This is a genomic window from Flagellimonas pacifica (assembly GCF_900215465.1).
GTDB classification, from domain to species: domain Bacteria; phylum Bacteroidota; class Bacteroidia; order Flavobacteriales; family Flavobacteriaceae; genus Flagellimonas; species Flagellimonas pacifica.
The window spans coordinates 985,355-1,004,007 of record NZ_OBEH01000001.1 but is presented as its reverse complement, the minus strand read 5'-3'; the positions used below and the strand labels follow the sequence as shown (position 1 = coordinate 1,004,007).

The following is an 18,653-nucleotide window of genomic DNA, read 5'->3' as shown; positions in this document are numbered from 1 at the left end:
GAAATGGATAAAGGGTCAAAGTAGTATATTTAAGAAATGTAATTGCAAAAATGAAAGCTTCAACAATAGCCCAACTTAAAAAAGAACTCCAACATCGTTCTCCAGATGAGCTTTTGAATTTGTGTCTGCGTTTGGGCAGGTTTAAAAAAGAAAACAAGGAACTGCTTACCTATCTCCTATTTGAAGCGGGAAATGAATCCGGTTATATTGAAAGTGTAAAGGAAGAAGTTGATGAATGGTTTGGGGAAATCAACACCAACAGTTTTTTCTACATTAAAAAAAGTGTCCGAAAGATATTGCGCAACATCAAAAAGTACATTCGCTATTCTGGGAACAAAGAAACAGAAGTAGAGTTATTATTATACTTCTGCCAAAAGCTTCGCAATTTTAGACCTTCCATCCAAAACAACACGGCCCTGTTCAATCTTTACCAAAGGCAGTTAACATTTATCAGCAAAAAATTGGATGCACTTCATGAAGATTTGCAATACGATTTTGGGCAAGCCCTTGAAGATTTAAAAGAGCCCTAGACAACCATCCGGTAAAAAGAATCGTCTTTCTATTTACAAACCATATCAATCTTTAAACATGGAAGCAAATAAAAAAACTGCTCGCTTGGCCGGATTTTTCTATTTTTTAATTGCCATAACAGGACTATTTAGTCTGATGTACGTTCCCTCCCTGCTTATAGTTTGGGAGAATCCGGCAGAGACCGTCGAGAACATCAAATCTTCAGAGTTTTTATTCAGAATGGAGATTTTAAGTGAGCTTCTGTGTTATTTGTTTTTTATACCGCTCCCTTTGATTCTTTATCAGTTGTTTAAAAACACCAACAAAACACAGGCTGTTCTTATGGTGGTTTTGTCCATTATCAGTGTTCCCGTGTCATTAAATGCTGTAGTATGCAAACTTGATATTCTTTCGTTGATCCGCGGAGCTGAATATCTAAATGTTTTAACTCCCGAAGAGATTCAAGCTCAAGTGATGCTTTCTTTCAAATCCTATTACAGTGGAATTTTAACTGCGCAAATGTTCTGGAGTTTATGGCTATTCCCATTTGGTTATTTGGTATTCAAATCGGGTTTTTTGCCTAAAATTTTAGGTTTTTTCTTGATGGTGGGCAGTTGCGGATATTTTATAGATTTTATAACTAGAATCCTATGCCCTGATTACAATCAATTTTGGATTTCAGATTATATAACCATCCCAGCTAGTATTGGAGAACTAGGTACATGTTTGTGGTTATTGATCATGGGAATAAAAACGCCGGTTGCCGATAAAGAATAACTTATTATCCCAACCCTACATCCAACATCATCATAATAATAAACCCTCCGATAAAACCCATTGTGGCAATGTCGGTGTATTTGTCCCGTTGGGTTTCTGGGATTACCTCTTCCACAACCACAAATATCATGGCGCCAGCAGCAAAAGATAGTGCATAAGGCAAAATAGGTTCAAAAGTAAGTACGGCCCAAGCTCCCAAAACTGCTGCAATGGGCTCCACCATGGCAGAGGCCTGTCCATACATAAAGCTTTTGGTCCTGCTCAACCCTTGTCTGCGTAATGGCATGGCAACTGCAAATCCTTCGGGGAAGTTTTGAAGACCTATCCCCAACGCAAGCGCAACGGCTCCACCAATGGTAGCGCCATCAAAGCCAGCTGCTACACCTCCAAAAAGTACGCCTACCGCCAATCCTTCAGGAATGTTGTGCAGGGTAATCGCCAAAGTTAATAATGTGGTTCTATGCCAGGGTGTTTTTACACCTTCGGCTTCGCTTTCCTTAAAATTGATATGCAAATGGGGCAAAATTTTATCCAATCCAAAAATAAAGGCAGCACCTAAAAGAAATCCAACAGCAGCTGGAATAACTTTTACAAAACCCTCGCCTTCGCTCATTTCAATTCCGGGTGCCAACAAACTCCAAAAACTGGCAGCCACCATTACCCCTCCTGTAAAACCCAACATACCATCTAAAACAGCACGGTTCATTCCTTTGAACAAAAAGACCAAAGCTGCTCCCGCAGCAGTTAATCCCCAAGTAAAAAGTGTGGCATAAAAAGCGGCCAAAATAGGATTTATACTTTCAAAATATTGAATTATCTGTTCCATTAATCATTCAATTTTACGTAAAGATTAGATGCTATTTGATGTGAAATATGAAGTTCTTTTCCATCCATTTGTATGTGAAGTGATTGGTCAAACTCTTCCTTTTCAAGAACTTTTATGGTATTGCCCAAAGCAATATTGTTCTTGTCCAAAAACTTTAAAAAAGTGGATGAAGTATCTTTCACCCCTACGCAAACCCCCTTGGTATTTATAGGAATGTCACTTAACAGTTGCTTATCCCGTTCCATAAACTTTCCGTCCTTGCTTGGAATTGGGTCTCCATGCGGGTCGTACTTCGGAAAATCCAGAAGCTCATCAATCTTATCGATGAGTTTTTCACTTTTAATATGTTCCAATTGTTCAGCAACTTCATGGACCTCACCCCAGGAGAAATCCAATTTTTTTACCAAAAAAACTTCCCATAAACGGTGTTTTCTAATAATGGAAAGCGCAGTTTTCACTCCAATATCGGTCAGGGAAACACCTTGGTATTTCTTGTAATGCACCAATCCTTTTTCAGCCAATTTTCGAGCCATATCGGTTACAGAAGAAGGTTTGGTTTCCATCTGCTCAGCAATGGCATTGGTAGCAATTAACGTGGAATCACTTCCACCCAAGTGAAAAATGGTTTTGATGTAATTCTCTTCCGATCGGGTCATCAAAAAAAGATTTTTCCAAAAATACATTTTTATTTATAAAAACAAATTTTTAGTTTTGTCTAAATTTAATTTTACACAAGTTGAAAAATCACTTAAAATGTCTCTTTTTAATAACATTGACCGTGACCTTCATTACTGGAGGCCGAGCACAAGACACGGCTATAAAAGGTAAGATTACCGAAAATGGTCAGCCTCTGTCCTATGTCAACGTGTTTTTGAAAGGAACCAAGGTAGGTACAGCCTCCAATTTTGATGGTTTTTACACTTTAAGCAATATTGCACCAGGCGAATATGTCTTGAAAGCTTCCTCCATTGGATACATTCCATATAAATCCACAATTGTAGTTCGCCAAGGGGAGACAAAAACGGTAAACATTAAAATGGAGGCTTCCGCAGAATCCTTGAACGAAACTGTGGTCACCGGAACCCTGAAACCCGTAAGCAGGTTGGAAAGTCCGGTTCCTGTTGAAGTATACAAACCTTCTTTCTTAAAAAAGAATCCTACGCCCAGTATTTTTGACGCGCTTCAAAACGTGAACGGGGTACGTCCCCAGATCAATTGTAATGTATGCAATACGGGCGACATCCATATAAATGGTTTGGAAGGGCCCTATACTTTGGTCTTGATAGATGGCATGCCCATTGTAAGTGGTTTGGGAACTGTGTATGGCCTCTCCGGTATTCCAAATTCCTTGATCGAACAAATTGAGATTGTAAAAGGTCCGGCATCTACTTTGTATGGAAGCGAAGCCGTTGGTGGTTTAATCAACATCATTACCAAGCACGCTCCCAACGCTCCTGAGTTTTTTGTTGACGGATTTTTGACCGGTTGGGGCGAATACAATCTGGATGTTGGAAGCAAAATAGAGTTGGGCAAAAAAACCGACCTGCTCTTGGGTGTCAACTATTTTAATTTTGACGAAGTCGTAGATAATAATGGCGACAATTTTACCGACCTTACCCTTCAAGACCGAATTTCGGTTTTCCAGAAATGGAATTTTAAACGGGACGATTCCAAGATATTTTCCGTGGCTGGTAGATTTTTTTACGAAGACCGTTGGGGAGGGGAGCTCAATTGGACTCCGGAATTTCGTGGAGGAGATGAAATTTATGGTGAAAGCATTTACACGCGTAGGTGGGAAGTTTTGGGTAAATACCAACTGCCCATCAAAGAAAAAGTAATGCTCTCCCTTTCATACAACGACCACAATCAGAACTCCGTTTATGGCGATGTCCCTTATTTGGCCGATCAGCGCATCGGTTTTGGACAATTGACCTGGGATAAATCCCTTGGCAAGCACGATTTACTTTTTGGAGGTTCCGTACGATACAATTATTACGACGATAACACGCCAGCTACCACCTCAGCAGACAACATTTGGATTCCCAGTGTATTTGCACAAGATGAAATCGCCTTCGCTGAAAAGCATTCCCTTTTAACCGGACTCCGATACGATTATGATAAAAGACACGGCAACATCTTCACTCCGCGGGCAGCTTACAAATGGAAGATCAGTGACCATGATATTTTCCGATTGAACGCAGGAACCGGTTTTAGGGTGGTAAACTTATTTACCGAAGAGCATGCAGCATTGACCGGCGCCAGGGACGTGATCATTGCCAATGCGCTAAAACCGGAACGCTCCGTAAACGTTAACCTCAACTATCTGAAAAAAATCTATAGCGACAATGGAACTTTTATAGGTATTGATGTCTCCGCTTTTTATACCCATTTTTCCAATATTATTTTACCCGATTACGAAACCAATCCCAATCAGATTATCTATGATAATTTAGATGGAAAATCGGTTTCCCAGGGAGTGAGTGCCAATTTGGATTTTGTGTTGCCCAACGGACTTAAATTTTTGGTTGGGGCCACTTGGCAAGATGTGAGCAAAACCGAAAATGGGATTACGGAGCAGCAAATACTCACCGAAAGTTTTACGGGAACCTGGAACGTATCCTATACCTTTCGTTCTTTGGATTTGAGTGTGGACTATACCGGAAACCTCTATGGCCCTATGCGATTGCCTGTTTTGGGCGATTTGGACCCAAGATCTCCTGAATCTCCCACTTGGAGCATCCAAAATATTCAGTTTACCTATAAAGGGATAAAGGATTTTGAACTCTACGGAGGTGTTAAAAACTTGTTGGACTGGACCCCCAACCGTGGCAACCCCTTTATTATTGCCAGATCACATGATCCTTTTGATAGAGACGTACAGTTTGACCCACAAGGGAATGTTGTAGCCACTGCCGACAACCCTTATGCCCTCACTTTTGACCCCAGCTATGTGTATGGCCCCAACCAAGGCATTCGCGGCTTCTTTGGATTGCGGTATACGGTTTTTTAAAGTCTGTCATCTTTGTTAAATTCGAGCAAAGAATAGAATGAAAAACATATTTTGGGTAACAGTCCTTGTTTCACTCCTAAGCTGTAGAAATACCAATAATCAAAAAATGATTCCTAAGTTTCACGAAAAGGAATTGAGTTTTCTGCATTTAAGATTTGGCTATGACAAGACAAACAATTGGATTAAGAAGCCTGAGAATATTTTAATGATTCATGAAACTTTCAAAAAAATTGGATACAATAATCTAATAAGTAAGGAAGACTGGGAAAGTGACTGGAATTGGTATTTGGATGTAAGTAAAAGTCCTAAGAATCTTATTGATAGTCTTGAACTGACCTTTATTGAAATTGAAGAATCCCCAAAATATTACAAAGAATTTTGGGGTAGAAGAAAAAGCGAAGGTAATGATGCGACAGTATATAAAATTGTCAAGGAGATAAAGCAAATTATGAATGAAGGTTCTGATTTAGAAGTCAACCACGAAATTATAAATGACACTCTTGCCAAACTTATCTCATACGAATTTCCAGAAAGAAAATTGACTCCCGGAGAAGCAAACAGCCTTCTTCATTATCTAATAGAGATTGGATTACATGAGTCAGCCTACAATCTAATAAGTGGAGAAAACTCTGGATTTGAGGAGGTTAACTGGAATATTGACAAAGATTCCGTTTTGAAAGTTTTAATCAAATCTGAATTAAATCCAAGACCTTGGTTTGAGGATAATACAAAGTAGAATAGCTAATCCAAAAGTTGGCTTATAGATACCCCCAAGCCCCTCTGTAATTTTAATCAAGGTCAATAAACGAGGGTTGGTTTTTCCATTTTTCTATAATTCTTTAACTCAAAGACCATATTTAACATAATTTATGGGCTGTTGTTCACTATACCGAACAAGTGCTAAAAACTTCCATATTATATTCGTTCTAATCGAATATTCGTAATTGAAACCACTCCGAAAACTTAAGATTCACTCTAAATTCCGCCGCCGTGCTTGGGACCATACTACCGTTCCCGAAATCCGGTTGGAGGGCAAGTGGCTGGAAGAACTTGGTTTTGAACAGGGCAAGACCGTTAAAGTTATTCAAGAAAATAAGGTGTTGGTACTTATTTTGGAGGATTAAACACATTCCTTTCCCTTTTAGGGAAAGGTGTCACGTTTGCGTGACGGAAAGGGTTCATTATCCCTTCCGGATTGAAGCTAAAGCATTAATCCACCTTCCCTTGGCAAGGGAAGGAGCAAAATAATACTCTTAACACTGATTCCATCAATTGGTGAAAATTCGTGTGATTCGTGTAAAGACGAAAACTATTCGGATCTACCTACCTTTTCCTATTTTTGTCCCTATTCAAGATGAGTTCATCAAACCGAAAAAAGCCAAACCAAAATGTCCCAGAAGAATGAGCTAAAGGAAATTGCGAAACTGTTCTTCAAATTGGGGTGCATTGCTTTTGGTGGTCCTGCAGCACACGTTGCCATGATGGAGGACGAGGTGGTCAATAAAAGAAAGTGGATGACTCAGGAGCATTTTCTTGATCTAGTAGGCGCCACCAACCTTATTCCGGGCCCCAACTCAACCGAAATGACCATGCATTGCGGGCACGAGCGCGCCGGATGGAAAGGGCTTTTTGTGGCAGGCATCTGTTTTATCTTTCCCGCAGTTGTAATCACTGCTCTTTTTGCATGGCTCTATCAAGAATACGGGCAATTGCCCAAAGTAGAACCTTTTATATATGGTATTAAACCTGCTGTTATTGCCATCATTATAATGGCTGCATTCCGACTTGGAAAAAAAGCGGTCAAAACCAAGGAGCTTACCCTATTGGGCAGTATTGCTTTAGCGGCCTGTTTGTTAGGTGTAAATGAAATAGCAGCACTTTTTGGCACGGGTTTGCTTGGTCTGGGCCTCTATTTTGCCAAAAAAAGTATAGGCAATGTAAAAAGTCTAGTTCCTCTTTTGCTTTTTCAAATCAGTGACCCTTTTAAAGTGGAGTCCTTTAAAATATTCCTTACATTTTTAAAAGTTGGGGCAATTTTATATGGTAGCGGATATGTTTTGTTTGCTTTTTTGGATGCAGAGCTGGTTGCCAATGGATGGTTGACCAGGCAAGCTTTGATTGATGCGGTTGCTGTTGGACAAATTACGCCAGGGCCTGTATTATCTACCGCCACTTTTATTGGTTGGCAAATGGACGGTGCTATGGGAGCACTTATGGCTACGGTTGGTATTTTTCTGCCTTCTTTTCTTTTTGTTCTGATCTTAAATCCATTGATTCCCAAAATGCGGAAATCAAAAATCGTAGGCTCAGTTTTAGATTCGGTTAATGTAGCAGCAGTTGCATTGATCGTAGCCGTTTGTGTAGAAATGGGAAAAGATACTTTGACCGATTGGAGAACTATTACCATTGCCATTACTAGTTTAATCGTTGTTTTTGTCTTTAAAAAACTGAATAGTGCCTTTATTGTTTTGGGAGGGGCCTTGATAGGCTATATACTTACCTTAATATAACGTTACTGATTCTCGATAATTTGATCGTGTCAGGTCGAGTGCAGTCGAGACCTAAATCTAGGATTTAAGACTTCTCGATGCTCCTTCGACAAGCTCAGGATGACTTCTCGAAGTTGAAAAGGTTAACTAATTCATTAACAAAAATGTATTTTTTTAAGTTCACACAACAAACCGCCGATTTCCTCCTTCGTACAATTTTCCATTCCGTATTTTTGAGACATGTCCCACTTTGATTACATCATTATTGGTGCTGGAGCGGCTGGTCTTTTATTGGCAGATGCCCTTGTAAGCGATGATTTCTTTTCGTCCAGTTCCATCTTGATCATTGATCTGGACGATAAAACCAAAAACGACCGCACATGGTGTTTCTGGGAAAGTGGAAGTGGAAAGTTTGACCATTTGCTACATAAAAGTTGGCCCAACATTCATTTTGCCGGAAAAGAATTGAACCGTTCTTCTGCAATTGTTCCCTACAGATACAAAATGCTCCGGGGAATTGATTTTTATGACCATTATGTGGACAAAATCAAAAAACAACCTAATGTTACATGGGTGAAGGATCGTGTAATCATGGTTGAAGAAAACGGAAAGAAGGTTTTGGTCACTTCACAAAACGGCTTTTTTACTGGTACAACCGTATTCAACAGCCTCTTCAACCTTCAAAAAATCAAAAAACAGCAAAAACATCCTTTGCTTCAACAGCACTTTTTGGGTTGGTTTATAAAAGCAGAGAAATCAGTTTTTAGTCCAGAAGAAGCTACGTTCATGGATTTTTCAATTCCACAACAAGGTAATACCCGCTTTATGTATGTGCTTCCATTTTCTGAAACAGAAGCACTTTTGGAGTATACCCTTTTCTCAGAAAATCTACTGGGAAAATCAGAATACGAAAATGGGATACGGGATTATATGAAACAAAACTTTGGCAATACCGCTTTTGAAATAACAGCTGTGGAACAAGGAACCATTCCCATGACCTGCTACAAATTTCACAAGCATAATTCAAACAGAATCATGCATATTGGAGTAGCTGGCGGATGGACAAAACCCAGCACTGGATTTACTTTTTACAATACCAGCAAAAAAGTTTCTGCTTTGGCGGAACATTTAAAAAAGAAAAAAACAATCCCTAAATTTTCTAAAAAAAATAGGTTTTGGTTTTATGATCTACTGTTGTTGGACATTCTTTATCGCGACAACTATTTGGGCCAATCCATATTTGAGTCTATGTTCAAAAAAAGAAAGCCGCAGTTGATCTTAAAATTCTTGGATGAGGAAACTTCCCTTTGGGAAGATTTGAAAATAATTAGTGCTTGTCCAAAACTGCCTTTTTTAAAAGCGCTATGGAACAGGATAACATAAAGCAGCTAATTCCTTGTAAACAAATATCCGACCCCATCCCATGGACGTGCATCTGAGATAAGCTGATTTTGGCATACAAGTATCGTCCCATCAAGATATTTTGGCTTCGGATCAAGAACCATAATAAATATCGATTGTTTTTCTTGTATATCCCAAGTTCCTTCGGAAACGACCTTTGAATCTTCTACCACCATGTATGTCTTATCGGATTTAAACTCAGCTATGACTTTTTTATCTGCTCTGTAAGGTTTTGGATCCAAGCAGAATGAGCAGCTGCTTTCAATCCACTTCCATTTTCCAATTACCTCGCTACTGGATATGGAAAAATCTTTTTCTGTACCCTTTTTACAATCATAGAAAGAATCAATCTCAAAATTTTCATCATCATTTGAGCATCCCAACCCTAATAAAACAACAAGCAACAGAAAAAATCGCATCCGGTATCTCTTTGAATTTCAATCCAAAGATGAAAAAACAATGGTAAGGTTGCTTAAAAAAACTCTAAACCGTTCGTCTCATAAGATTTTCTCCAAACTGTTTTAGCATCAACTTGTTCTGCTCAGGCATATTGATTGTGGACAATGCATGAAATGCTTTTTGTGTATAGGATTCTATTTCCGTCTTTGCTTCTTCCACCGCCCCACTGTTCACAAAAATAGATTTCACCGTGTTCACCTTTATCTCCGAATCTTCAGGCTTTATGGAATATAAATGTATCAGCCCCTCTTTTTTTCCTTTTTCGGCCAGCTCCAAGGATTTTAGGTATAGGAAGGTTTTCTTGTTTTCAATAATATCGCCCCCCACCTGTTTTCCAAAAGTTTTGGGGTCGCCAAAAGCATCCAAATAATCATCCTGTAATTGAAAAGCTATGCCCAGGTTTTTTCCAAAATCATAGATTGCCCGGGTATCTTCCTCCGAGGCTTCTGCAATAATGGCTCCCATTTTCATGGCTGTGGCCACCAGAACCGCCGTCTTGTATTCAATCATTTTTAAATACTCTTGAATGGTCACATCATCCCTGGATTCAAAATCAACATCGTATTGTTGCCCCTCACAAACTTCAATAGCCGTTTGACTAAAAAGAGAAGTCAGTTTTTTAAAAGTATCGGAGGGATAGCTCTCCAAAAACTGATAGGAATTGATCAACATGGCATCACCAGATAAAATACCGGTGTTTATATCCCATTTTTCATGAACGGTAGTTTTTCCTCTTCGTAAAGGAGCATCGTCCATAATATCATCATGTACCAAGGAAAAATTGTGGAACATTTCAACGGCAAGAGCGGCATCCATGGCATCCGAATAATTCCCTCCAAACAAATCCGAAGTCATTAAGGTAAGTACAGGACGCAAGCGCTTTCCTCCAAGGCCTAGTATATAATTAATGGGGTCATAGAGGTTTTTGGGTTCTTTGACTTTTGTCTTTCTCTCCATGTAAGAAACAAAAGCATTCCGATATTGCTCAATTGAATTTGAATTCGCCATACGCCAAAAATAAGATCAATAAATGAAACAATTTGGGTATTCCTCAAGAGTTTATTACGTCATTTTCTTTGGTTCAAAAATCAAAATCAACAGGATTCAAAAAAAGTTTGTGCAAAAAACGCAATAGATTTGAAAACCTTCGTCTTTATAATTGAAGGCAGCAAACAGTCTTTTTTGAACGGTGACCAACAAAGAGAATTATAAAAACCTTTCGACTTTTTTCAATGATGAGTATCATTCTCTCAAGACTTATGTACAGTCCAAGGTGGATGATTCTACAGAACGAGATGCGGAGGATATCATACAAGATGTAGCCTTGCGGATATTTTCAAGGTCAGATGATTCTTCACCAATTACAAACGTTGCTGGTTTTGTCTATAACTCTGTTAAAAACAAAATTATAGATGTAATGCGGACCAAAAAAGAGAAGGTCCATGAAAGCGAAGGCATTGATACGAAATGGGCCGAGTTTGCCGAGCTTTTTTATGGGAGTGCAGATAATTCATATTCAGAAGATTTGATGAATGCTCTGAAAAAAGCGATACAACAACTGAAACCATTGTATCGTGATATTATTATTGCGGTTGATTTTGAAGGCTATACCTATCGGGAAATTGCAGCACAAACTAGAATCTCCCAAGGAACATTAATGTCAAGAAGACACAGGGCGCTATCGCTACTATCAAACTATTTAGAAACAGAAAAAATTAAAATGAATAAAACATAAGAGATATGGAACCAAGTGATATATACTATGAAAGAAAAGTAGAGAAAAAAGTGAAAAAATATGTAACCAAAGGGTTCAAGATATTTTTCATGATTGTTATGGGCATCCTCTTTATATTCCTAATGGGGTTTGTGTTCATGTGGTTATGGAATTGGCTGATGCCTGATATTTTTGGTCTGACCACCCTTACCTACTGGCAGTCTTTTGGTCTATTATTGTTGGCCAAAATAATTTTCGGTTTTGGCAGTGATTCATCAGGGCCAGGCAGCAAAAAGAGCAAAAAACATAAGAAATGGGACAACTTTTGTGATCCAAAAAATGGAGGTTCAGATTGGACATACTATGACCAATACTGGAAAGAGGAGGGTAAAAAAGCCTTTAGCACCTATGTAGAACGAATTAAAAAAGAAGAAAACAATGGCTCCACAGAAGAAAACTAAAGTCCTCAAAAGAATTGAAAATTACGGCCGCAGAGCTTTTTTCTGGAGTTCAAGACCTAAAACTACAGTTCAGTCCAATTCTGGCCCAGATATTCGTCAATATAGTATTGATTAGCATAGTGCAAAATCAAAAATTAACCATTCGTTAAAAAAATGTAAAACTTTGGAAACTTTTTTTGTTTTTAGAGTTTCCGCGTCTATTTTTGCTCCCCATTATGCGAGAAAAGATTTTACATAAAGCAACGGAGCTATTCCTAAATCTAGGTTTTAAGAGTGTAACCATGGATGACTTGGCCAATGAGATGGCGATTTCCAAAAAAACAATTTACTCCCATTTTGAGAACAAGACCAAATTGGTTGAAGAAAGTACTATGGATTTATTCTGGTACATTTCCAATGGCATAGATGAAATTGTTGCCCTACAAAAAAACCCAATTGAGGAGCTTTATGAAATAAAGAAGTTTGTAATGCTACATCTCAAAGATGAGAAATCGTCTCCCCAATTCCAATTGCAGAAGTATTACCCCAAAATACACGAAACTTTAAAAAAAAAGCACTTTGAAGTAATGCAGGACTGCGTATTGGACAATGTAATGCGGGGAATGGATATGGAAATATACAGAGATAATCTAAATGCAGAATTTGTATCCCGGATTTATTTTTCTGGGGTAACCAGTATTAAGGACAATAATCTTTTTCCAATGCAAATCTTCTCAATGCCCCAACTAATGGATTATTACTTGGAATATCATTTAAGAGGGATAGTAACGCCAAAAGGAAGACAAATATTAAACTCAATCATCAATTCAAATCAAGAATAAATGCGAACAACCTTAACTAGTTTATTATTGCTATTCACATGGTTTTCCCAGGCTCAAGACAGTACAAACAGTTTTAGTTTGGATGAGGCCGTTGTATATGCACTAGAAAACAATTATAGTGCAATTAACGCCAACAGGGATATCACAGATGCCCAAAAACAAAAATGGGAGACCATTGCAACGGGCCTTCCTCAGATTTCTGGTGCCATTAGTTATCAAAATCAGCTTAAACAACCCCAATCACAGTTCCCTTCGATATTAGTTCCCGAAGAGTTTTTACCTCCTGGAGTTGTAAGAGACCCTGATGTATTTGTTCCTATTGTTTTTGGACAACCGCAAACGGCAACTGCTACGGCTACCTTGGAACAACAAATTTTTGATGGATCCTATATTGTAGGTGTTCAGGCCACCAAAGCTTTTCTGAGCTATAGTCAAAACAACAAGGAAAAGACCGATTTGGATGTTCGCAAAGCTGTAGTGGAAGCTTATGGCAATGTGCTACTTGCCCAGGAAAGTGTTTTGATCTCTGAAAACAACAAAGCGACTCTGGAAAAAAATCTTTACGAGACCAAACGCATTTATGAAAACGGTCTTGGAGATGAAGAAAGTGTCGACCAATTACAGATTACGTTGTCTTCCATAGAGAACCAGTTAAAGAATGCCAAGCGATTGGAGAAAATCACCCTCCAAATGTTGAATTTGACCATGGGGCTTCCCATTGAATCTCCCACAGTTTTGACAGAAAGTTTGGACGACCTTACGCAAAAGCAAATTGATCTTGGCCTTTTGGACACAGAGTTTAAAATGGAGAACAATGTGGATTATAAACTGGCTCTAAATCTAAATGAACAACGATTTTTTGAACATAAGCTCGCCAAAAGTAGGGCCTTACCCACTTTAAATGCTTTTGTCAATTACGGAGGTTCTTCTTTTAGTGACAGCTTTAATTTTTTGAGCAGTGGTCAGCAATGGTTCGGGTCTTCCGTTATGGGTTTCAACCTTAACATTCCTATATTCAGTTCTTTGGGCAGGAGTGCCAGTACACAACGTGCCAAAATTGCCCTTGATAAAGCAAAAACACAATTGACAGAAGCTCAAGAACAGATTCGTCTTCAATTGGAAAGTGCAAAAAGCGACTATATCCTTTCTATTGAAGAATACGGCACCTCTAAGGAAAATCTGAAGCTCGCCGAGCGTATTGAAAATAAAAATCAGATAAAGTATTCCGAAGGATTGGCCACGAGTTTCGAGCTTAGACAAGCGCAGACACAGCTCTACTCGACCCAACAAGAATATTTGCAATCCATGGTAGACGTGATTAACCGAAAAACTACCTTGGAAACCATACTAAATCAATAATCAAAAAAGAAAACCATATCATCATGAAAAGAATTATATATATAGTATTCACAGGGGTAATTTTATCTTCTTGCGGAGGTGGAGGCAACAGTTCTGTGGAAGGTGTTATTGCCGGAAACGATTTGGGGGCTATCCGAGCAAAGAGAACCGAAATTTCGGAACAACAAAAAGCTCTGGAAAAAAATCTAAAATCTTTAGATTCCGTAATCGCTACACTAGATGACAATGCCAAATTACCTTTGGTAACCACTATTGAGGCCAAAACCGAAAAGTTCAATCATTATCTGGAGCTTCAGGGTGATGTAATGACCAAACAAAATGTATTGGTTTACCCAGAAATGGGTGGTACGTTATACCGAGTTTATGTTAAAAAGGGACAAAAAGTTGGTAAAGGACAGATATTGGCCTCAATTGATGATGGAGGATTGTCCAGCCAGTTAGCACAACTAAAGACTCAATCTGAGTTAGCAAAGACCACTTTTGAACGTCAAAAAAGACTTTGGGAACAAAACATTGGTTCGGAAATTCAATACCTACAGGCAAAAACCACATATGAAGCACAAGAAAGTGCTGTAAAGCAAATGCAAAGTCAGGTTTCAAAATCCACAATTAGGGCACCATTTTCAGGTATTATTGATGATGTGATCAAAGATCAGGGAACAGTAGTGAGCCCTGGACCTGGTTCAGAGGTCTTCCGAATTGTGAACCTGTCCAATATGTACATTGAAGTAGAGGTTCCAGAAAGCCATTTACCAAATGTAACACCCGGTAAAAATGTTCAGGTATATTTTCCAGTTTTAGGGGATAGTGTATCGACCAAAATAAGACAGACAGGGAATTTTATCAATCCAAGTAATAGATCATTCACCGCCGAAATCCCAGTTCCCAGTGAAGGTGGCAAAGTAAAGCCAAACCTTACGGCAAAAGTCATGATCAATGACTACACCAATGAGAATGCAATCCTTATTCCCCAAAGTATCGTTTCGGAAAATGCCGAAGGAGAACAATATGTGTATTTAGTGGATGCAGACTCCATTTCTTCAGATGCCATTGCCAAGAAAGTAATTATTGAAACCGGAAAAACCCAAGGGGATTATGTTGAGGTAATCTCTGGAATAAGCAATGGAGATGGTATTATTGATGAAGGTGCACGAAGCGTTAAGGAAGGGCAAAAAGTTAGAATCAAGAATGGTGATCAAAGCCATGGTCAATAGCCAACAGATCAATCTGTAGAAAAACAATCAACTAACGTCTATCAATCATAGGCTAAAGACTTTTAAAAGAATGAGCAAACAAAAGAAAAAAGTAGATAAAGAGTTTCGGTTGTCATCTTGGGCCATTGACAACAAAACAACCATGTATGTTTTGATTGCGGTAATCCTTTTTTTAGGGGCATCCGCATACTTTAGCATGCCCAGGGAAAACTTCCCGGAAATCAAGGAAACAAAAATCTACATTAGCTCCCTTTACCCGGGAAACACAGCTGAGGATATTGAAAAATTAATCACCGACCCACTTGAAGATGAGCTTAAAACTGTCAGTAATGTTGTTGAGATAACATCAACTTCGCAGGAAGATTATTCCATGATCATTGTGGAATTTGACGAGAGTATTTCCGTTGAAGCTGCCAAACAAAAAGTAAAGGATGAGGTTGACTCACAAACTGCCGGCGAAGATTGGCCCACCTTTAATGGAGCAAAAGTGGAACCCAACGTTTTTGACCTCAGTATGTCCGAGGAAATTCCTATCCTAAACATAAATATCTCTGGAGATTACCCCGTAGATAAGCTTAAGGAGTACGGGGAGTATTTAGAAGATGAAATAGAAAGCTTGCAAGAAATAAAACAAGTTGATATTAGAGGTGCCCAGGAAAAAGAAGTTGAAGTCGCAGTGGACATCTATAAAATGATGGCGGCCAAAGTAAGCTTTGATGATATCATAAATACTATCAGCAGGGAAAACATGACTACTTCTGCCGGTAACCTGATTACCAGCGGGCAACGAAGAACCATAAGGATCGTTGGCGAAATAGATCGCCCAAGTGACCTTGAAAGTTTTGTGGTAAAATCTGAGAATGATGACCCTGTTTATTTAAAGGATGTTGCAAAAATCTCCTTTAAGGAAGAGGATAAAACCACTTATGCACGCGAGTTTGGTGAACCTGTGGTAATGCTTGATGTAAAGAAACGTGCAGGTAAAAACATGGTGGCGGCCGCAGAGCAAATCCAAGTAATTGTGGACGAAGCTGTTAAAAATGAATTTCCACAAGACTTAAAAATCAGTATTGCCAATGACCAATCCTCAAAGACCATTGGCCAGGTTGATGATTTGGTGAACAATATCATCTTCGGGATTATTCTGGTTGTCACCGTTTTGATGTTCTTCCTAGGATTTAAAAATGCCCTTTTTGTTGGGTTTGCCATTCCAATGTCAATGTTTATGTCACTCATGATCTTAAGCATGTTAGGCTATACTATGAACACCATGATATTGTTTGGTTTGATCATGGGACTGGGGATGCTGGTAGATAATGGTATTGTGGTAGTTGAAAATGTATATCGACTTATTGATCAAGAAGGCATGTCGCGTATGGAAGCTGCAAAAAAAGGAATCGGTGAAATTGCCTTCCCCATTATTATTTCAACCCTAACAACGGTGGCAGCTTTTGTTCCGTTAGGGTTATGGCCCGGGGTTATGGGGCAGTTCATGATCTATTTCCCAGTAACCTTATCCGTTGTATTGGGCTCATCACTGTTTGTGGCCATCTTCTTTAACTCCGTTTTGGTATCTCGTTATATGACCACAGAGGACAAGGATATGCCCTTAAAACAAATCATTCAAATAACCTCTATTGTTGCAGGAATTGGTCTGTTGATTGTCATTTTTGGAGGCACTTATCGTGCTCTGGGTACATTGATGATCGTTACCGCTATTTTACTTTGGGGCTACCGACTTTTCCTTAGAGGCTGGGCCAACGGTTTTCAAAACAGAATTTTGCCCAAATGGGAAAAACTCTATGAAAAAACTTTGCGTAAGGCTTTAGCTGGCAGAAAGCCCATCTATATTGCCATAGGCACTTTTGTATTATTGCTGATTGCCTTTATGGGCTTTGGAGCATCAGTAGGAAGTCAGCGTACCAAAGTTGAATTCTTTCCGGACAACACTCCAAATCAGATTATTGTCTATATCGAATATCCTGAAGGAACCGATATTAAAAAGACCAATGAAATCACCGATGAAATTGAAAAAAGAGTCTATGATATCATCAACGAGAATACCTATATGCATGGGGACTACAACTTTTTGACCGAAAGTGCGGTATCTCAAGTTGGTGAAGGAGCTGGTAACCCACAGACAGATGGTGGTTCTGCCGCCGAAATGCCTCATCGTGGAAAAATTACCGCAACCATGCGGGAGTACAAATTCCGTGAAGGTGCAAACAGTAATGATCTTCTGAAAAAAGTACAGGAAGCGTTAAAAGATGTATATCCTGGTGTTGCTATTTCAGTGGAAAAAGATGCTGTGGGTCCACCAGCGGGGTATCCTATCAACATTGAGTTGGAAGGAAATGATTATTCTGAATTGATTGCGACAGCAGAAAAAATGCGTAATTACATCAATGGAAAAAACATTCCTGGAATTGATGAGCTTAAAATTGATGTGAATAAATCCAAGCCTTCCATGCTTGTTGAAGTGGACAGAAAAAAAGCTGGAGAGCTTAGTGTATCTACTGGTCAGGTGGGGCAACAACTTCGGAACTCCATTTTTGGGGCGAAAGCAGGTATCTATAAAGAAGATGGTGAGGATTACGACATCTATGTTCGTTTCAATGAAGAGAACAGGTATAACACCAGTGCAATCTTCAACCAAAAGATCACTTTTAAGGATCAAAACTCAGGACAAACCAAAGAGGTACCTATTTCGGCCGTTGCCAGACAGGTAAACACTTCCGGTTTTAGCGCTATCAAACATAAAGAAACGCAAAGAGTAGTAACTGTATATTCAGCATTGGCTCCAGGCTTTACCGATGCAGGTGCAATTGTGAGCAAGGTACAGGATGAAATGGAAAGTTTCGCGGATCTTCCAGCTGATATCAAAATTGATTATACAGGTCAAATAGAAGAACAGAACAAGCAAATGGCTTTTTTAATGGGAGCCTTCTTTACCGGTCTTGGATTGATTTTCTTTATTTTGATTTTCCAGTTCAACTCTGTTTCCAAACCTGGAATCATTATGTTGGCCATTTTCTTAAGTTTGATTGGGGTATTTGGTGGAATTGTGGCGACTGGAAGTGCTTTCGTAATCATGATGACCATGATGGGAATTATTTCATTGGCAGGTATTGTGGTAAACAATGGTGTGGTACTATTGGATTACACACAACTATTGATTGACAGGAAAAAAGTGGAGCTAGATTTAGAAGAGGATGATCTTTTGGAGTCAAAGGATTTCTTGGAAGCTGTTGTAAAAGGCGGTAAAGCTAGGTTACGTCCTGTACTATTGACTGCAATCACTACCATTCTTGGATTGATTCCTTTGGCAACAGGATTCAACATTAATTTCTTTACCTTATTCAGTGAGTTCAATCCAAACATTTACTTTGGTGGTGACAACGTAATTTTCTGGGGTCCATTGGCCTGGACAGTAATCTACGGATTGTTTGTAGCTACCTTCTTGACCTTGATCGTAGTTCCAATTCTATTTAGTTTGGTATATAGAATTAAAGTAAGACTACATAAACGAAGAATAAGAAAAGAAGAAAACAAAAAGAAGGTGCTTGATATAGCAGTCTAATAAAAAAAGCCTTGGAATTGCCAAGGCTTTTT

General features: G+C 39.0%; 17 protein-coding genes. 13 read left to right on the top strand and 4 right to left on the bottom strand.

Annotation, left to right across the window (positions count from 1 at the left end):
* Window positions 1-50 precede the first annotated feature (50 nt).
* Together CRO15_RS04495 and CRO15_RS04490 are read left to right on the top strand one after the other, a co-directional pair.
* Window positions 51-530 (top strand): hypothetical protein, encoded by a 480-nt coding sequence (locus CRO15_RS04495; protein ID WP_097044565.1) that lies wholly within the window; start codon window positions 51-53, stop codon window positions 528-530.
* 58 nt (window positions 531-588) lie between these two features.
* Complete coding sequence (locus CRO15_RS04490; RefSeq protein WP_097044564.1) at window positions 589-1,287, top strand: DUF4386 domain-containing protein; 699 nt, start codon at window positions 589-591, stop codon at window positions 1,285-1,287.
* A 4-nt stretch (window positions 1,288-1,291) separates the two neighbouring features.
* On the opposite strand, the gene CRO15_RS04485 is transcribed toward CRO15_RS04490, so the two are convergent.
* Both CRO15_RS04485 and CRO15_RS04480 read right to left on the bottom strand, forming a co-directional pair.
* Entirely contained in the window at window positions 1,292-2,113 is an 822-nt protein-coding gene (locus CRO15_RS04485) for a ZIP family metal transporter (protein WP_097044563.1), read from the bottom strand.
* Complete coding sequence (locus CRO15_RS04480; RefSeq protein ID WP_097044844.1) at window positions 2,113-2,769, bottom strand: metal-dependent transcriptional regulator; 657 nt, start codon at window positions 2,767-2,769, stop codon at window positions 2,113-2,115. Before CRO15_RS04480 ends, CRO15_RS04485 begins: the two co-directional genes overlap by 1 nt.
* 122 nt (window positions 2,770-2,891) lie before the next feature.
* On the opposite strand from CRO15_RS04480, the gene CRO15_RS04475 reads away from it, so the two are divergent.
* The 5 genes from CRO15_RS04475 to CRO15_RS04455 all read left to right on the top strand — a co-directional run bounded on the left by CRO15_RS04475 (window position 2,892) and on the right by CRO15_RS04455 (window position 8,995).
* Complete coding sequence (locus CRO15_RS04475; RefSeq protein WP_243396897.1) at window positions 2,892-5,123, top strand: TonB-dependent receptor; 2,232 nt, start codon at window positions 2,892-2,894, stop codon at window positions 5,121-5,123.
* A 37-nt stretch (window positions 5,124-5,160) separates the two neighbouring features.
* The gene (locus CRO15_RS04470) at window positions 5,161-5,859 is read left to right on the top strand and encodes a hypothetical protein (protein ID WP_097044562.1); all 699 of its coding nucleotides are present in this window, start codon (window positions 5,161-5,163) and stop codon (window positions 5,857-5,859) included.
* A gap of 208 nt (window positions 5,860-6,067) precedes the next feature.
* The gene (locus CRO15_RS04465) at window positions 6,068-6,247 is read left to right on the top strand and encodes a SymE family type I addiction module toxin (RefSeq protein ID WP_097044561.1); all 180 of its coding nucleotides are present in this window, start codon (window positions 6,068-6,070) and stop codon (window positions 6,245-6,247) included.
* A gap of 264 nt (window positions 6,248-6,511) precedes the next feature.
* Window positions 6,512-7,633 (top strand): chromate efflux transporter, encoded by a 1,122-nt coding sequence (gene chrA, locus CRO15_RS04460; RefSeq protein WP_097044560.1) that lies wholly within the window; start codon window positions 6,512-6,514, stop codon window positions 7,631-7,633.
* Window positions 7,634-7,852: 219 nt separating this feature from the next.
* A complete protein-coding gene (locus tag CRO15_RS04455) occupies window positions 7,853-8,995 on the top strand; it encodes a lycopene cyclase family protein (protein ID WP_097044559.1) in 1,143 nt (380 codons plus the stop codon).
* A 5-nt stretch (window positions 8,996-9,000) separates the two neighbouring features.
* Here the strand turns inward: CRO15_RS04455 and CRO15_RS04450 are convergent, their stop codons facing one another.
* Together CRO15_RS04450 and CRO15_RS04445 are read right to left on the bottom strand one after the other, a co-directional pair.
* Complete coding sequence (locus CRO15_RS04450) at window positions 9,001-9,432, bottom strand: hypothetical protein (protein WP_097044558.1); 432 nt, start codon at window positions 9,430-9,432, stop codon at window positions 9,001-9,003.
* A 64-nt stretch (window positions 9,433-9,496) separates the two neighbouring features.
* Complete coding sequence (locus CRO15_RS04445; RefSeq protein WP_097044557.1) at window positions 9,497-10,480, bottom strand: polyprenyl synthetase family protein; 984 nt, start codon at window positions 10,478-10,480, stop codon at window positions 9,497-9,499.
* 181 nt (window positions 10,481-10,661) lie between these two features.
* Here CRO15_RS04445 and CRO15_RS04440 point away from each other — a divergent pair, with 181 nt between their 5' ends.
* The 6 genes from CRO15_RS04440 to CRO15_RS04415 all read left to right on the top strand — a co-directional run bounded on the left by CRO15_RS04440 (window position 10,662) and on the right by CRO15_RS04415 (window position 18,621).
* The gene (locus CRO15_RS04440) at window positions 10,662-11,207 is read left to right on the top strand and encodes an RNA polymerase sigma factor (RefSeq protein WP_097044556.1); all 546 of its coding nucleotides are present in this window, start codon (window positions 10,662-10,664) and stop codon (window positions 11,205-11,207) included.
* A 5-nt stretch (window positions 11,208-11,212) separates the two neighbouring features.
* The gene (locus tag CRO15_RS04435; protein WP_097044555.1) at window positions 11,213-11,647 is read left to right on the top strand and encodes a hypothetical protein; all 435 of its coding nucleotides are present in this window, start codon (window positions 11,213-11,215) and stop codon (window positions 11,645-11,647) included.
* Window positions 11,648-11,862: 215 nt separating this feature from the next.
* Window positions 11,863-12,468: a TetR/AcrR family transcriptional regulator gene (locus CRO15_RS04430; RefSeq protein ID WP_097044554.1), complete on the top strand. Its 606-nt coding sequence runs from the start codon at window positions 11,863-11,865 to the stop codon at window positions 12,466-12,468.
* Window positions 12,469-13,827 (top strand): TolC family protein, encoded by a 1,359-nt coding sequence (locus tag CRO15_RS04425; protein WP_097044553.1) that lies wholly within the window; start codon window positions 12,469-12,471, stop codon window positions 13,825-13,827.
* A gap of 23 nt (window positions 13,828-13,850) precedes the next feature.
* The gene (locus tag CRO15_RS04420; protein WP_097044552.1) at window positions 13,851-15,041 is read left to right on the top strand and encodes an efflux RND transporter periplasmic adaptor subunit; all 1,191 of its coding nucleotides are present in this window, start codon (window positions 13,851-13,853) and stop codon (window positions 15,039-15,041) included.
* Window positions 15,042-15,111: 70 nt separating this feature from the next.
* Window positions 15,112-18,621 carry an efflux RND transporter permease subunit gene (locus CRO15_RS04415; RefSeq protein ID WP_097044551.1) on the top strand — a complete coding sequence of 1,170 codons (3,510 nt, stop codon included), beginning with the start codon at window positions 15,112-15,114 and terminating at the stop codon, window positions 18,619-18,621.
* Window positions 18,622-18,653 lie beyond the last annotated feature (32 nt).

Coding starts and splice junctions, on each gene's coding strand:
- chrA (WP_097044560.1), top strand. CDS start 6,512: ATGTCCCAGAAGAATGAGCTAAAGGAAATTGCGAAACTGTTCTTCAAA.
- CRO15_RS04435 (WP_097044555.1), top strand. CDS start 11,213: ATGGAACCAAGTGATATATACTATGAAAGAAAAGTAGAGAAAAAAGTG.
- CRO15_RS04450 (WP_097044558.1), bottom strand. CDS start 9,432: ATGCGATTTTTTCTGTTGCTTGTTGTTTTATTAGGGTTGGGATGCTCA.
- CRO15_RS04415 (WP_097044551.1), top strand. CDS start 15,112: ATGAGCAAACAAAAGAAAAAAGTAGATAAAGAGTTTCGGTTGTCATCT.
- CRO15_RS04430 (WP_097044554.1), top strand. CDS start 11,863: ATGCGAGAAAAGATTTTACATAAAGCAACGGAGCTATTCCTAAATCTA.
- CRO15_RS04480 (WP_097044844.1), bottom strand. CDS start 2,769: ATGACCCGATCGGAAGAGAATTACATCAAAACCATTTTTCACTTGGGT.
- CRO15_RS04490 (WP_097044564.1), top strand. CDS start 589: ATGGAAGCAAATAAAAAAACTGCTCGCTTGGCCGGATTTTTCTATTTT.
- CRO15_RS04445 (WP_097044557.1), bottom strand. CDS start 10,480: ATGGCGAATTCAAATTCAATTGAGCAATATCGGAATGCTTTTGTTTCT.
- CRO15_RS04425 (WP_097044553.1), top strand. CDS start 12,469: ATGCGAACAACCTTAACTAGTTTATTATTGCTATTCACATGGTTTTCC.
- CRO15_RS04455 (WP_097044559.1), top strand. CDS start 7,853: ATGTCCCACTTTGATTACATCATTATTGGTGCTGGAGCGGCTGGTCTT.
- CRO15_RS04420 (WP_097044552.1), top strand. CDS start 13,851: ATGAAAAGAATTATATATATAGTATTCACAGGGGTAATTTTATCTTCT.
- CRO15_RS04470 (WP_097044562.1), top strand. CDS start 5,161: ATGAAAAACATATTTTGGGTAACAGTCCTTGTTTCACTCCTAAGCTGT.
- CRO15_RS04495 (WP_097044565.1), top strand. CDS start 51: ATGAAAGCTTCAACAATAGCCCAACTTAAAAAAGAACTCCAACATCGT.
- CRO15_RS04485 (WP_097044563.1), bottom strand. CDS start 2,113: ATGGAACAGATAATTCAATATTTTGAAAGTATAAATCCTATTTTGGCC.